This is a genomic window from Pseudomonas sp. c313 (assembly GCF_055407145.1).
Window position 1 is genome coordinate 414,998 of sequence record NZ_JBUZRD010000003.1, and the last position, 15,031, is coordinate 430,028.

Below are 15,031 nucleotides of genomic sequence, written 5' to 3' on the forward strand. Positions count from 1 at the left end.
GTGACGAGCGGGCTTGCCCGCTCGCCACAGGTGGTTTTACTTGATGCGTTGGCCAGGCTTGGCGCCACTGTCCGGGCTGAGCAGGTAGATTTCTTCACCGCCAGGACCGGCCGCCATCACCATGCCTTCGGAAATGCCGAAGCGCATTTTCCGTGGCTTGAGGTTGGCGATCATCATGGTCAGGCGACCTTCCAGCTTGGCCGGGTCTGGGTAGGCGCTCTTGATTCCGGAGAATACGTTGCGCTGCTCGTCACCGATGTCCAGGGTCAGGCGCAGCAGCTTGTCTGCGCCTTCAACGGCTTCGGCCTTGAGGATCAGCGCGACTCGCAGGTCGATGGCGGCAAAGGCGTCGAAGTCGATCTCTGCCGACAGCGGATCTTTCGCCAGCTCACCGTTGCCTTTTGGGGCGGTTTCGCCGGTATCGGTCTGGCTGGCCGCAAGGTCTTCTTTCGAAGCGTCGGACATGGCCTGGACCTTGACCGGGTCGATGCGGGTCATCAGCGGCTTGAACTCATTTAGCTGATGGTCGCTGAGCAGGGTGGCGTGGTCATTCCAAGTCAGCGGCGCAACGTTGAGGAACGCCTCGGCATCGGCAGCCAGCACCGGCAGCACCGGCTTGAGGAAGATCACCAGTTGGCGGAACAGGTTGATGCCTGTGGCGCAGATCGCCTGGACTTCAGCCTGCTTGCCTTCCTGTTTGTTCAGCGACCACGGCGCCTTGTCGGCGATCCAGGCGTTGGCGCGGTCGGCCAGGCCCATGATCTCGCGCATGGCGCGGGCAAAGTCACGGGCTTCATAGGCTTCAGCGATGCTCGGTGCAGCGGCCAGGAACGCATCGGTCAGTTCTGGTGCGGCATTCTCTGCCACCAGCACACCGGCGTTGCCCTTGTGGATAAAACCGGCGCAACGGCTGGCGATGTTGACAACCTTGCCCACCAGGTCCGAGTTGACCTTCTGTACGAAGTCTTCCAGGTTCAGGTCCAGGTCATCGACGCCACGGCCCAGCTTGGAGGCGTAGTAATAGCGCAGGTATTCCGGCGACAGGTGGTCCAGGTAGGTCCGTGCCTTGATAAAGGTGCCACGGGACTTGGACATCTTCTGGCCGTTGACCGTCAGGTAGCCGTGGACATTGATGGCGGTCGGCTTGCGGTAGCCCGAGCCTTCGAGCATCGCCGGCCAGAACAGGGCGTGGAAGTTGATGATGTCCTTGCCGATGAAGTGGTACAGCTCGGCGGTGGAGTCCTTGCCCCAGAACGCGTCGAAATCCAGTTCAGGACGACGGGCGCAGAGGTTCTTGAAGCTAGCCATGTAGCCGATGGGTGCGTCCAGCCAGACGTAGAAGTATTTACCGGGCTCATCGGGAATTTCGAAACCGAAGTACGGCGCATCGCGGGAGATGTCCCACTGTTGCAGGCCAGCATCCAGCCATTCGGCGATCTTGTTGGCCACGGCGTCCTGCAAGGTGCCGCTGCGGGTCCAGGTTTGCAGCATTTGCTGGAAATCCGGGAGCTTGAAGAAGAAGTGTTGGGAATCCTTGAGCACCGGAGTGGCGCCAGAGATCGCCGACTTCGGATCTTTCAGGTCGGTAGGCGCGTAGGTGGCGCCACATTTTTCGCAGTTGTCGCCGTACTGGTCTTCGGTGCCGCATTTCGGGCAGGTGCCCTTGATGAAGCGGTCGGCCAGGAACATTTTCTTTTCCGGGTCGAAATACTGGGTGATCGAGCGCGTGGCAATGTGCCCGGCGTCCCGCAACCGCAGGTAGATCTGGCTCGACAACTCACGGTTTTCTTCGGCGTGGGTCGAGTGGAAGTTATCGAAGTCCACCAGGAACTCGGCAAAGTCGGCGCTGTGTTCAGCCTGCACATTGGCGATCAGTTGTTCCGGGGTAATGCCTTCCTTCTCGGCGCGCAACATGATGGCCGAACCGTGGGCGTCGTCCGCGCAGACATAAATGCATTCATTACCGCGATGCTTCTGGAAGCGCACCCACATATCGGTCTGGATGTACTCAAGCATATGGCCAAGATGGATAGAACCATTGGCATAGGGCAGGGCGCTGGTGACGAGGATCTTGCGTGGCTCGGACATGGGGCTCGGCTATTTGATGAAACGGAGGTCGGCCACTATAAAGCGCCGGGCAATTTATTTCACCCCGTGGTGTTGTTTCAGCGTTTTCCATCACCGCAAAAGCAACCCGCTCAAGGGGCAGAACGGTTAGGATAACCGCCTGTTTTAGTCTGTCTTTTTCGGGAGTAGCTCATGAGCGCCGTCAATCGCGCAGCGGTGGAAGCCGTCCTTCGCCAGTACACTGACCCCTACCTGAACCAGGACCCGGTCAGCGCCGGCTGTGTCCGCGCCATCGACGTCCAGGGTGATCAGGTCACTGTCCAGCTTGAGCTGGGTTACGCCGCAGGCCTATTCAAGAGTGGCTGGGCGCAGATGCTGCAAATGGCTATTGAAGGCATGGACGGTGTCCGCACGGCCAGGGTCGATATCCAGTGTGTGATCGCCGCGCACAAGGCCCAGGCGCAGATTCCGGGCCTGGCCAACGTCAAGAACGTGGTGGCCGTGGCTTCCGGCAAGGGGGGTGTGGGCAAATCCACCACGGCCGCCAACCTGGCCCTGGCCCTGGCCCGTGAAGGCGCACGGGTGGGGATTCTCGACGCCGATATCTATGGGCCCAGCCAGGGCGTGATGTTCGGCATCGCTGAAGGCACCCGGCCGAAGATCAAGGACCAGAAGTGGTTCGTGCCGATCGAGTCCCACGGCGTGGAAGTGATGTCCATGGCTTTCTTGACCGACGACAACACGCCGATGGTCTGGCGCGGGCCGATGGTCTCCGGCGCCCTGTTGCAACTGGTCACGCAGACCGCCTGGGGCGACCTGGACTACCTGGTGGTCGACATGCCGCCGGGTACCGGTGATATCCAGCTGACCCTGGCGCAAAAGGTGCCTGTTGCCGGTTCGGTGATTGTTACCACGCCCCAGGACCTGGCGTTGCTGGATGCCAGGAAAGGCGTGGAAATGTTCCGCAAGGTCAACATCCCGGTGCTCGGCGTTGTGGAAAACATGGCGGTGCACATCTGCTCCAACTGCGGCCATGCCGAACATCTGTTCGGTGAAGGCGGCGGTGAAAAGCTCGCCACCCAGTATGGTGTTGAGCTACTGGCCTCGCTGCCGCTGTCCATGGACATTCGTGAGCAGGCGGATGGCGGTAAGCCTACCGTGGTTGCCGAACCGGATGGCCCGATCGCCATGGTTTATCAGGAACTGGCCCGGCACGTGGGCGCGCGGATCGTCTTGCAGGAAGCGGGCGCCCAAGCGATGCCGACCATCACTGTCAGCGACGACTGATTCACCTGAAGGTAAAAAAGCCTCGACTGTGTCGGGGCTTTTTCTTGCCTGTGTCATGCACTGGGTGGAGTTTGCGTAGTTGCTGGTGTAAGCATTCGCTTACTTTTTCGTAAGTGTTTGGTTTTTTTACCAGGGATGGACGGCTTTAATGATTTTGTTTTGTTTTTATCTTGTTGAAAAATAACAACTATTTATTATGATCTTGACCGGCGGGCCGATAGTCCAGCCGGTTGCATACCGTTGAACTTAATCGGGAACTCTCTAATATCAGCCCTGTGTCCACGGATTGACACGGTCATCAAGGAATGATGATTCAAGGAACATCGCAGGATGCGATTCATCAGGATGATGAAAAGGAACACAGGGACTAGGGAAAAAATGTGGGCGGGTCAAACCGCCCCTTTTTTTGCCCGCAGAAAAGTAACAGCCTGTTCCTGAAATGCAAAAAGGCCCGCAAGGGGCCTTTTGGGGGGCGGCGACGCTATCAGCGCTCGAGATCTTTGATCTTGCCTTTCACGCCATCCCATTCTTCTGCATCGGGCAGGGATTCTTTCTTTTCAGTGATGTTCGGCCAGATTTCCGCCAGTTCGACGTTCAACTGAATAAATTCCTGCATGTTTTCCGGGACTTCGTCCTCGGAGAAAATCGCGACGGCCGGGCATTCTGGTTCACACAGGGCGCAGTCAATGCACTCATCCGGATGGATTACCAGGAAGTTCGGGCCTTCGTAAAAGCAGTCCACCGGACAGACTTCTACGCAGTCGGTGTACTTGCATTTGATGCAGTTGTCGGTGACGACGAAGGTCATTTCTAATTTTCTCCTCAGGCGGCGGCAGCGAAACCCCTTGCAGCAGGGCTCGCGAGGTTTGAGAGCGATAGTCTGCGGGCCAGGCTAAAAGCCCGCAGCATCCCAAACCGCGCGAGATTCTATCAGCTTGCAAGCGTCTGCGTTAGACCCGTGTCTTCAGTGCATAGAGCATTTCCAGCGCTTTTCGCGGACTCAAGTCGTCTAGGTCAAGCTTTGCCAGCTCATCCAACACCGGATGGGGCAGGCTGGCGAACATGTCGCTCTGTTGCGGAATCCCAGGCTTGTTCGCCGCCTTTGTCGGACTGGCCACGGCAACCTCGTGGGGCAGGGCGGCGGCTTCCAGGCGGCTCAAGTGCTCGCGGGCACGGGTGATGACTTCGCTCGGCACCCCGGCCAGTTGAGCTACCGCCAGGCCGTAACTCTGGCTCGCTGGCCCTGGCAATACATGGTGCAGGAACACGATGCGCTCGTTGTGCTCGGTAGCATTGAGGTGCACGTTGGCCACCAGTGGTTCGTTTTCCGGCAGCACCGTCAGTTCGAAGTAATGGGTGGCAAACAACGTATAAGCCCGTAAATGCGCCAGCCGCTCGGCTGCTGCCCACGCCAGGGACAAGCCGTCGAAGGTGCTGGTGCCGCGCCCCACTTCGTCCATCAGCACCAGGCTGCGGTCGGTGGCGTTGTGCAGGATGTTGGCGGTTTCGCTCATTTCCACCATAAAGGTCGAACGGCCACCGGCCAGGTCATCGCTGGAACCGATCCGGGTGAAGATCCGGTCTACCAGAGACAACTCGCAACTGGCCGCCGGCACGAAGCTGCCGATATGGGCCAGCAATACGATCAATGCGGTCTGGCGCATGTAGGTGGATTTACCGCCCATGTTCGGACCTGTGATCACCAGCATGCGGGTATCGTCGTCCAGCGACAGGTCGTTGGCGACGAACGGCGTGGTCAGTACTTGCTCAACCACCGGGTGACGCCCCTGGACAATGCGCATGCACGGCTCGCTGACAAAACGCGGGCAGTTCAGGTCTAGGTTCAGCGCACGCTCGGCCAGGTTGCTCAGCACATCCAGTTCCGCCAGGGCGGCGGCGGTGTCCTGCAGCGGTGGCAGCCGGCCAATCAGGTCTTCGAGCAGGGCTTCATAGAGCATCTTTTCCCGGGCCAGGGCGCGGCTCTTGGCCGACAACGCCTTGTCTTCAAAGGCCTTGAGTTCCGGGGTGATGAAGCGCTCTGCACCTTTAAGGGTCTGGCGCCGGATATAGTCAGCCGGGGCCTGCTCGGCCTGCTTGCTGGGCAACTCGATAAAATAGCCGTGGATGCGGTTGTAGCCGACCTTCAGATTGGCCAGGCCGGTGCGGGCTTTTTCGCGCGTTTCCAGGTCGATCAGGAACTGCCCGGCGTTTTCGCTCAGCGATTGCAGTTCGTCCAACTCGCTGTCGTAACCGGTTTTCAGTACTCCGCCGTCGCGGATCACTGCGGGCGGGTTGTCGTTGATGGCGGTTTCCAGCAGTGCAGCCAGCTCCGGATAAGTGCTGGTGGTCACGGCCAGTTGCTTGAGGTGCGGCGCGTCCAGGTCTGTCATCGCCACTTGCAGCTCAGGCAGGGCGCCAAGGGCGTCACGCAGGCGTGCCAAGTCACGAGGGCGGGCGTTACGCAAGCCAATCCGCGCCAGGATTCGTTCGATATCGCCGATTTCCTTGAGCTGCGGTTGCAGCTTTTCAAAGCGATAGCCGTCCAGCAGGCAGGTAATGGAGGACTGGCGCGCTTGCAGCACGGTCAAATCCCGCAGCGGACGGTTCAACCAGCGGGTCAGCAGGCGGCTGCCCATGGCGGTCTGGCAGCGGTCGACGACCGATTGCAGCGTGTTATCACGACCACCGGCCAGGTTAGTGTCCAGTTCCAGGTTGCGACGGCTGGCGCCATCGAGCACAACGGTCTCGTCCAGGCGTTCATGGCGCAGCCTGCGCAGGTGCGGCAAGGCGGTACGCTGGGTTTCCTTGGCATAGCTGAGCAGGCAACCTGCGGCACCGATGGCCAGGGTCAGGTTTTCGCAACCAAAGCCCTTGAGGTCTTGCACGGAGAACTGCTGGCACAGACTTTTCAACGCTGAGTCGCGCTCGAAATCCCACGGCGCACGACGTTTGGTCCCGCGGCGTTTTTCCGCCGGCAGGTCTTTGGGCCAGTCATCCGGAATCATCAGTTCTACCGGGTTGACGCGCTCCAACTCCGCCAGCAGGTTTTCCCAGCCCTTGATCTCCAGCACGGTGAAGTTGCCGCTGGTGATATCCAGCACGGCCAGACCGAACAGCCGCTCGTCCCCCAGCACCGCTGCGATCAGGTTGTCCCGACGCTCATCCAGCAGCGCCTCATCGCTCACCGTCCCCGGTGTAATGATGCGCACCACCTGACGATCCACCGGCCCCTTGCTGGTCGCCGGGTCGCCGACCTGCTCACAGATCACCACCGACTCACCCAGCTTGACCAACTTCGCCAGGTAGCCTTCCGCGGCATGGTAAGGAATCCCACACATCGGAATCGCTTGCCCTGCCGACTGCCCGCGCGCCGTCAGGGTAATGTCCAGCAACTTGGCTGCCTTCTTCGCGTCTTCGTAGAAGATCTCGTAGAAATCGCCCATGCGATAGAACATTAACTGATCAGGGTGCTGGTTTTTCAGGCGCCAGTACTGCTGCATCATTGGGGTGTGGGAGGACAGATCGGAAGTGTTTTTACTCATCGGATACTTAGCGAATTCGTTGAAAGTGATGGGGCAAAGGGGGCGCTTGGCCCAGCATTTTTTGCGATGGGCGCAAGGTTAACACGCAAGGTCTGGGGTCTGCAGTTCACAAGCGGCCAGGTATAAATGCATTTTTTATGCATTAAATATGCTAGATAGCATTTGCCATCCACCAAAACTACCTTCAGTATCCGCTTTATGCAAAAACGCAACGTTTCCATTGTCTTAAGAGAGCTGCTGGATCGCGACGGGATCTCCCCCACGGAGCTTCACCGGCGTACTGGCGTGCCTCAATCCACACTGTCACGGATTCTCAGCGGCAAGATCGTTGACCCGTCGGACAAGCACATCTCCCGCATCGCCGAGTACTTTCGCGTCAGCACTGACCAACTGCGCGGGCGCGCAACGTTGGCGCCTGCGCGGGGAGACGAGCGTGACCCGATGCATTCGGAACTCAAGGACATAAGCCTGTGGGACGACGATACCCCCATCAACGATGACGAGGTGTCGATCCCCTTTCTGCGCGAGGTTGAATTGGCTGCTGGATCAGGAAGATTCGTCATCGAGGAAAGTGAGAAGGCCAGCCTGCGTTTTGGCAAACGCAGCCTGCGCCACAATGGTGTGCAGTTCGACCAGGCTAAATGCGTGACGGTACGCGGTAACAGCATGCTGCCGGTGTTGCGAGACGGCGCGACGGTGGGAGTCAATGCCGGCAAGTGCGGGATTGGCGACATCGTTGATGGTGACTTGTATGCCATCAATCACAACGGTCAATTGCGGGTCAAACAGCTCTATCGCTTGCCTTCGGGGATTCGCCTGCGCAGCTTCAATCGCGACGAGCATCCGGACGAGGACTACAGCTTCCAGGAAATCCAGGAAGAACAGATCAGCATCCTCGGTCACGTTTTCTGGTGGGGCATGTACGCTCGTTAACCCTCTTCTGTAAGACAAAGCCCGCCACCGAGCGGGTTTTTTTTCACCTGCGCAAAACTGCCAATCCCCTTGTTTGCGGGCGCTAATGCATTTGCGCATTAAATTTCTGAACATAAATGCATTTGTGCATTGACTGTATATGCATACATGCATATTCTTTGTCTCAAGCCAGCCAACAAGGCTTGGTGGAGGTGGCAAGGAAGCCGCCAAGGAAGACAGGGAAAGCACGTAATACCGGCATGGACGCCACCGAGCGGTGGCACGGATGCCAGGCAACACCGGCAAGGAAGCCGACGCTCTTTAGTTTCACGGTTTTACAACAGGCAGCGATGAATCGGCCTTAACGGTTCAGAGGGTTGGCAACTGACCCGGGTGTGCAGCGTAAAGCACCAAAAGCAGTTATCCGGCAGACAGGGATCGTGGTCGGAAAAAACATTGAGGAAAGATCCGTACCGCGCCAGTAGTGCCCAAGGACCGCATTACTGAAAAGCCCGGGTAACCGGGCTTTTTGGAATGCCTACCTACATATGCACACCGATTTATCAAACAACCGGTGACCTGCCGGTATCACTCATTCCAGGAGGCGTGACATGACAAACGAGCAGCAAGCGTTAGCGGAAATACCTATCTGGCTGGTCATCGTATTGGCGGTAATCGGCGGCGTTTCCGGAGAAATGTGGCGCGCCGATAAAGAAGGCGCCCGCGGTTGGGCACTGGTCCGACGCCTGGCCCTGCGCTCCGGGGCCTGCATGGTCTGCGGGGTTTCGGCATTGATGTTGTTGTACGCCGCCGGCATGTCGATCTGGACCGCTGGTGCCATTGGTTGCCTGACGGCCATGGCCGGTGCGGACGTGGCTATCGGGCTTTATGAGCGTTGGGCGGCCAAGCGGATCGGGGTGAATGAGCCACCCAACCGCCGTCCGGACCAGCAGTGATCGTTGCAAGGAAGCTACTTGATGACGCGTATCGAAAAACCTTCACAACTACTGTTCGCTGCTCAGTGCCTACCACCACCATCTCCGGCGGCGTGGTTCATGGAGCCCCACGAGCCCGACTTGCCCCGGCGCATGCTCAACGAGTTATCAGCAGCACCGCTGCCGGCGATAACGGACTGACTGCACTGCGGGCCTGCCAGGCTTATGGGCGGACTATCGTTCGTTAGCATCTTGTTCCAGTCTGCATCTTGCATGGGCGATACGCTCCTGTAGGGTAGGCATTCGCCCGCCCGCTCCTGGAGACGACCGTGAAGGAAATTACCCAACTTGCCGCTGAACTGGGCCGATGTTTGCAGGTGCTCAATGCCTATGTCACCACTGCCGAGTCCTGCACCGGCGGCGGTATTGCCGAAGCGATCACGCGTATTCCAGGAAGCTCGGCCTGGTTCGAGGCGGGGTACGTCACCTACTCCAATCGACAAAAAACCCGCCAGCTGAATGTGCCGGAAACACTGTTCCCCAAAGTTGGCGCCGTCAGCCGTGAAGTGGTTGAGGCCATGGTCAAGGGCGCCCAGGAGAAAAGCCTGTCGCGTTTTGCTGTAGCCGTCAGCGGCGTGGCGGGGCCCGATGGCGGTTCGCCGGACAAGCCGGTGGGCACCGTATGGCTGGCCTGGGGTGTTGGCGAGGACGTCACGGCCGAGTGCCAGCATTTTCCTGGCAACCGCGATGAGGTTCGCCGACAAACGGTAAAGGCCGCGTTAGAGGGGTTGTTGCGACGAGCTGCAATAGAAATAGAAAATCAGGGGTAGGCGATCCCGGATCTTTGTGGAACAATACTGTCTACTTATACAGGTGTTGGCCGTCAGGCCTTATTGATTACGTGAGGACTTTAATGGACGACAACAAGAAGAAAGCCTTGGCTGCGGCCCTGGGTCAGATCGAACGTCAATTCGGCAAGGGTGCCGTAATGCGTATGGGCGATCATGACCGTCAGGCGATCCCGGCTATTTCCACTGGCTCTCTAGGTCTGGACATCGCGCTCGGCATTGGCGGCCTGCCAAAAGGCCGTATCGTTGAAATCTACGGTCCTGAATCTTCCGGTAAAACCACTCTGACGCTGTCGGTGATTGCCCAGGCGCAAAAGATGGGCGCCACCTGCGCGTTCGTCGATGCCGAGCACGCGCTGGACCCTGAATACGCTGGCAAACTGGGCGTCAACGTTGACGACCTGTTGGTATCTCAACCGGATACCGGTGAGCAGGCCCTAGAGATTACCGACATGCTGGTGCGTTCCAACGCTGTCGACGTGATTGTTATCGACTCCGTGGCTGCCCTGGTACCAAAAGCTGAGATCGAAGGCGAAATGGGCGACATGCACGTTGGCCTGCAAGCCCGTCTGATGTCCCAGGCCCTGCGTAAAATCACCGGTAACATCAAGAACGCCAACTGCCTGGTGATCTTCATCAACCAGATTCGGATGAAGATCGGCGTGATGTTTGGCAGCCCGGAAACCACCACCGGTGGTAACGCGCTGAAATTCTACGCGTCGGTCCGTCTGGACATCCGCCGTACTGGCGCGGTGAAGGAAGGCGACGAAGTGGTCGGTAGTGAGACCCGCGTCAAAGTCGTGAAGAACAAGGTGGCTCCGCCGTTCCGTCAGGCCGAATTCCAGATTCTCTATGGCAAGGGTATCTACCTGAACGGCGAGATGATCGACCTGGGCGTGCTGCACGGCTTCGTTGAGAAGTCCGGTGCTTGGTATGCCTACAACGGTAGCAAGATCGGTCAGGGTAAGGCCAACTCGGCCAAGTTCCTGGCAGACAACCCGGATATCGCTGCAACTCTTGAGAAGCAGATCCGCGACAAGCTGCTGACTCCGCCAGCCGATGTCAAAGCAAACTCGACCAGAGAAACCGCTGACGACCTGGCCGACGCTGACATCTGAGCTAAATGATGACCGTTGTACTGGATACACTTGTCGCCGTACGGCGCACTGCAATGGACCTGCTCGCGCGACGCGAGCACGGTCGAGTCGAGCTGACGCGTAAACTGCGTCAGCGCGGCGCCTCTCCCGAGATGATCGACACAGCTCTTGACCGTTTGACGGAAGAGGGACTGCTTTCGGAAGCCCGTTATCTTGAGAGTTTTGTTTCCTATCGAGCCCGTTCTGGATACGGCCCTGCGCGGATTCGCGAGGAGCTGAGCCAGCGTGGCCTGCAACGTGCTGATATTGATCTCGCCTTGCGTGAGTGCGGTATCAGTTGGCAGGCGCAACTGGAAGACACTTGGCGGCGCAAGTTTGCCGGACATCTGCCGATTGATGTCCGCGAGCGTGCGAAGCAGGGACGTTTTCTGAGTTATCGTGGATTCTCGATGGAGATGATCAGCCGCCTATTGAGTGGTCGGGATATGGACGACTGAGTGTTGATAGATGCATATAAAAAGGGCCCGCTATGAAAGTAGCGGGCCATTTTTTGCCTCTGATTTTACGCGGGCTCCTGTACCCGTTGTTGCGTCTTCCCCTGAGCCTCGGCCCAGTTCTCCGGTAAGTTGATGTAGTCCACCAACTCCCGCAATCGACCCTGGTTACGGCCATTAAAATTGAATGCCAATCGCGTCAGGTGGCTGAAGTGCGACTCATCGTGTTCCTCGCCCGCGTAGGCGTGCTGATGGAAGTCATCACTGAGTCGCAGGTCCGCAAAGGCTTCCTGTATATGCGCTAATGCGCGATCACTCAGGGGATGATTCATTCGGATCACAAACTGACGCTTCAGCCAGCGGGTGGAGTGGAAGTTGGCGTAGAACTGGTTGATTTCATTTACCGCCTCCTCGGCGCTGTACACCAGGCGAACCAGTTTGAGATCGGTGGGCAAGATATAGAGATTGGCTTCCAACTGGCTGCGGATAAAGTCCAGGGCGCCTTGCCAGAAACCGCCACCCGGTGCATCCAGCAGCACCACGGGAACCAGCGGGCTCTTGCCGGTCTGGATCAGGGTCAAAACTTCCAGTGCTTCATCAAGGGTGCCGAAACCACCTGGGCACAGCACCAACCCATCGGCCTCCTTGACGAAGAACAGCTTGCGGGTAAAGAAGAAGTGGAAGGACAGCAGGTTTTCCGTACCATCAATGGTCGGGTTGGCGTGCTGTTCGAAGGGCAGGGTGATATTGAATCCTAGGCTGTGTTCCAGGCCGGCACCTTCGTGGGCGGCGGCCATGATGCCGCCACCGCCGCCGGTGATGACCATCAGGTCTGAGCGTGCGAGGGCCGCGCCCACTTCGCGAGCCAATGCATAGAGCGGGCTTTCCACGGGGGTGCGCGCCGAGCCGAACACAGTGACCTTGCGCCGGCCCTTGAACTGTTCCAATACCCGAAAGGCGTGGTCCAGTTCGCGGATTGCCTTCAAGGTAATCTTGGCATTCCAGCGGTTGCGGTCATCCTGCGCCATGCGCAGCACGGTAAGGATCATGTCGCGATAAAGAGGAATGTTCGGGCTGCTGGGGGCAATCAGATTGAGTTGCGCTTCGACCTGCTGCGTGAGGTCGGTCCCGTTGTCTTGAAAATGACGGATCAGAAGGTCATTCGGTTCGTAAGGCATTCAACTTCTCCTTCTTCACAGAACCCTGGGTGCCCACGAGAAATTCGTTGGCGCCACGACACTTGTATGTGTCGCTGCCTGCCTCGGCGGCGTTGCCGGGCACTACACGGGGTTCGTCGGGCCTCTGGTAGCGGAGGTGGGCGAAACCGGCTCTGTATGTTCCCTGTGATTAAAAACCTTTGCACTGCAAGTCATGCGAGGGCAACCCTCTTTTGCCCTGGAAGTGTTACAGGGTGGCGTGTAAACCGGACGGTGCAGGTCATCAGCCTGATTTGATCATGAGCCCATAAAGTCATGGCTGGCAATAGCTTATTGGGTACTGGTCAGGGAAGCGGGGGGGTATTACAGGAGGGTGTATTGCGCGCCGCTGATCAGCAGCGCGCGACAGTAGGGCGTCTTACTTTTTCTTCTTTGCAGCGGCCGGTGCCGGGCAGTCAGCCTCTTGGAACTTCACCGAAGCCACCGGGCGATTGGACTTGTTCTCGGTAATTTCGTAGCGCATCACGGCGCCCTTGGCCATCAGCTCGCGATAACCCTTGTTCAAGCACACGCTTTGGCCCAGCTGGAAATACACTGCCTTGGGGTTGGCGCGCATTTGCTCAGCACGGTCAGGCATTACGCTGAGATGATCAATCAGTTGTAGCCCTTCTACGGTGTAGGCCACTTCCAGGGTTTTCTCATCAATCTCCCTTGGCAGGTCTTTATTGCTTTCCGCCGCGACGCTTTGCAGCTTCTTGTTCAGTTGAGCCTCCAGCAAGGACGCAGCTTGGGCGCCTACAGGCAAAACCAGCGCGAGGGCGATGGACGGGGCAACAAAACGCGACATAAGACGCAGCATCAAACTCTCCTGATTCGGTTACTGGTGCTATGACCAGCCACTGCGCTATGCGTTCAGTGGCGCGCGATTATAGGGGCGCCTTGGGGCCACGGCCAGGCGTATTGAACGGGCAAGGCTCTGGTAAACTGCGGCGACTTTCGCCTTCCCGAGTTCTATCCGTGTCGATTTTTTCATGTTTACGGCGCCGCACCCGATGAGTCATGCCGTCTCCCGCTTGCGCGCCCAGCGCCTGGCTCGCGCCATCAAACCGTTTGTCGCCCGGGGTTCACGTGCCGAGCGGTGTCCCGGCTGCAGGGTGATTCCAGAATATTGCCTGTGCGCCTGGCGCCCGAAAGTGAACGCCAAATCCGCTATGTGCCTGCTGATGCATGATGTGGAGCCGCTCAAACCCAGCAATACCGGCTGGCTGATTGCCGATGTGATTGACGACACCAGCGCATTTCCCTGGTCGCGCACCGAGGTTGAGCCGCAGTTGCTGAGTTTGTTGGCTGATCCGCAGTGGCAGCCTTATATCGTTTTCCCTGGCGAATTTGTCGCCCCGGAGCGTGTGGTTAACCAGGTCAAGCTGGAGCAAGGCAAGCGCCCGCTGTTCATTCTGTTGGATGGCACGTGGAGTGAAGCCCGCAAGATGTTTCGCAAGAGCCCTTACCTTGAACACTTGCCGGTACTGAGCCTGGAGCCTGAGCAACTGTCGCGCTACAAGCTGCGTCGCTCCAAGCGGGATGACCATTTCTGTACAGCCGAGGTGGCCGCCTTGTGTTTGGAACTGGCCGACGATCAGTTGGCCGGCGAAGTACTGGACGCCTACCTGGATGTTTTCAGTACCCACTATCTGGCTGCCAAGTATCAATTGGCACTGGACCCGACAGACATCGTTCATACTCGCTTGACACCTTATCTATAGCTGTCATGGCCAGACGACGTTTGCATGATGGCACTGTAAATGGCGTGCCCGCTAAAATGCCCTCGGGCGTAGTGCTTGACCACCCAGGCTACGCTGGGCATGCTTGGCGCCGATTAGGGCGCCGCCGTGGATTTGAGACGTCGCTTTTTTGCGTTTTTGACGTTGAACGCGCCCTGTGGTGACCGCTGCCTGGCGGTCACCTTGTGTTGCGTTGGCGAGCACCGAACCCATCGGTGTTCCCATAAAAAACAGGATCATTTAAAAGAATGGCCACATACGAAATCCTGATTGCCGATGACCACCCTCTCTTTCGCAGTGCGTTGCACCAAGCCGTCACGCTGGGCCTGGGGCCCGATGTGCGATTGGTCGAGGTCGCCAGCATTGCCGAACTGGAAACCCGTCTCAGCGAAAAGTCTGATTGGGATCTGGTGCTGTTGGATCTGAACATGCCCGGTGCGTATGGTTTTTCAGGGCTTGTGCTCTTGAGAGGGCAATACCCGCAGATTCCCGTGGTGATGGTCTCGGCCCAGGAAGAGGCGGCAGTGGTGGTGCGTTCCAAGGAGTTTGGTGCCAGCGGTTTCATTCCCAAATCCAGCTCCATGGAAGACATTCAGAAAGCTGTACGCAGTGTGTTGGACGGTGATGTCTCATGGCCGCCGCAGGCATTCGAGGAGGTCAATATCTCCGATGCAGCCAAGGCCGCTCGCGATGGCCTGGCCAGCCTGACACCCCAGCAGTTTCGGGTGCTGACCATGGTCTGTGAAGGCCTGTTGAACAAGCAGATTGCCTATGAACTGAGCGTGTCCGAAGCGACCATCAAGGCTCATGTGACGGCTATTTTTCGCAAGCTGGGGGTGCGTACGCGGACCCAGGCGGCGTTACTCTTGCAACAACTTGAGTCAATTTCGAAAGATTGAGGCTTGATCCGT

Annotated in this window: 13 protein-coding genes and 1 pseudogene; 9 read left to right on the forward strand and 5 right to left on the reverse strand. The window is 58.2% G+C overall.

Annotation, left to right across the window (positions count from 1 at the left end):
• Positions 1 to 36: 36 nt before the first annotated feature.
• Positions 37 to 2,088: a methionine--tRNA ligase gene (metG, locus tag ACZRKZ_RS11410; RefSeq protein ID WP_463981644.1), complete on the reverse strand. Its 2,052-nt coding sequence runs from the start codon at positions 2,086 to 2,088 to the stop codon at positions 37 to 39.
• 171 nt (positions 2,089 to 2,259) lie between these two features.
• Between metG and apbC the strand changes: the two genes are divergently transcribed.
• On the forward strand, positions 2,260 to 3,354 hold the full coding sequence (gene apbC, locus ACZRKZ_RS11415) for an iron-sulfur cluster carrier protein ApbC (protein ID WP_463967028.1): 1,095 nt from the start codon (positions 2,260 to 2,262) through the stop codon (positions 3,352 to 3,354).
• A 484-nt stretch (positions 3,355 to 3,838) separates the two neighbouring features.
• Here apbC and fdxA read toward each other — a convergent pair whose 3' ends face one another.
• Both fdxA and mutS read right to left on the reverse strand, forming a co-directional pair.
• Entirely contained in the window at positions 3,839 to 4,162 is a 324-nt protein-coding gene (gene fdxA / locus ACZRKZ_RS11420) for a ferredoxin FdxA (RefSeq protein WP_133099675.1), read from the reverse strand.
• A gap of 142 nt (positions 4,163 to 4,304) precedes the next feature.
• Complete coding sequence (gene mutS, locus ACZRKZ_RS11425; protein WP_463981645.1) at positions 4,305 to 6,896, reverse strand: DNA mismatch repair protein MutS; 2,592 nt, start codon at positions 6,894 to 6,896, stop codon at positions 4,305 to 4,307.
• Between the two features lie 198 nt (positions 6,897 to 7,094).
• On the opposite strand from mutS, the gene ACZRKZ_RS11430 reads away from it, so the two are divergent.
• The 6 genes and pseudogenes from ACZRKZ_RS11430 to recX all read left to right on the forward strand — a co-directional run bounded on the left by ACZRKZ_RS11430 (position 7,095) and on the right by recX (position 11,185).
• Positions 7,095 to 7,829: a LexA family transcriptional regulator gene (locus ACZRKZ_RS11430; RefSeq protein WP_149411892.1), complete on the forward strand. Its 735-nt coding sequence runs from the start codon at positions 7,095 to 7,097 to the stop codon at positions 7,827 to 7,829.
• A gap of 590 nt (positions 7,830 to 8,419) precedes the next feature.
• A complete protein-coding gene (locus ACZRKZ_RS11435) occupies positions 8,420 to 8,764 on the forward strand; it encodes a phage holin family protein (protein WP_463981646.1) in 345 nt (114 codons plus the stop codon).
• Between the two features lie 59 nt (positions 8,765 to 8,823).
• A pseudogene (locus ACZRKZ_RS11440) lies at positions 8,824 to 8,991 on the forward strand (lysis protein); the annotation flags it as partial.
• A gap of 81 nt (positions 8,992 to 9,072) precedes the next feature.
• The gene (locus ACZRKZ_RS11445; protein ID WP_463981647.1) at positions 9,073 to 9,573 is read left to right on the forward strand and encodes a CinA family protein; all 501 of its coding nucleotides are present in this window, start codon (positions 9,073 to 9,075) and stop codon (positions 9,571 to 9,573) included.
• 83 nt (positions 9,574 to 9,656) lie between these two features.
• Positions 9,657 to 10,709: a recombinase RecA gene (recA, locus tag ACZRKZ_RS11450; RefSeq protein ID WP_463966981.1), complete on the forward strand. Its 1,053-nt coding sequence runs from the start codon at positions 9,657 to 9,659 to the stop codon at positions 10,707 to 10,709.
• A gap of 8 nt (positions 10,710 to 10,717) precedes the next feature.
• A complete protein-coding gene (gene recX, locus ACZRKZ_RS11455; protein WP_133099669.1) occupies positions 10,718 to 11,185 on the forward strand; it encodes a recombination regulator RecX in 468 nt (155 codons plus the stop codon).
• A 65-nt stretch (positions 11,186 to 11,250) separates the two neighbouring features.
• On the opposite strand, the gene ACZRKZ_RS11460 is transcribed toward recX, so the two are convergent.
• Both ACZRKZ_RS11460 and ACZRKZ_RS11465 read right to left on the reverse strand, forming a co-directional pair.
• On the reverse strand, positions 11,251 to 12,360 hold the full coding sequence (locus tag ACZRKZ_RS11460; RefSeq protein ID WP_463966980.1) for an LOG family protein: 1,110 nt from the start codon (positions 12,358 to 12,360) through the stop codon (positions 11,251 to 11,253).
• Between the two features lie 397 nt (positions 12,361 to 12,757).
• Positions 12,758 to 13,198 (reverse strand): PA3611 family quorum-sensing-regulated virulence factor, encoded by a 441-nt coding sequence (locus ACZRKZ_RS11465; protein WP_149411898.1) that lies wholly within the window; start codon positions 13,196 to 13,198, stop codon positions 12,758 to 12,760.
• 193 nt (positions 13,199 to 13,391) lie between these two features.
• Between ACZRKZ_RS11465 and ACZRKZ_RS11470 the strand changes: the two genes are divergently transcribed.
• Both ACZRKZ_RS11470 and erdR read left to right on the forward strand, forming a co-directional pair.
• Positions 13,392 to 14,102, forward strand: a complete 711-nt coding sequence (locus ACZRKZ_RS11470; RefSeq protein ID WP_149411899.1) for a tRNA-uridine aminocarboxypropyltransferase — start codon at positions 13,392 to 13,394, stop codon at positions 14,100 to 14,102.
• Between the two features lie 266 nt (positions 14,103 to 14,368).
• Positions 14,369 to 15,019, forward strand: coding sequence for a response regulator transcription factor ErdR (erdR, locus tag ACZRKZ_RS11475; RefSeq protein ID WP_133099664.1), 651 nt, complete (start codon positions 14,369 to 14,371; stop codon positions 15,017 to 15,019).
• The last annotated feature ends 12 nt before the right edge of the window (positions 15,020 to 15,031 follow it).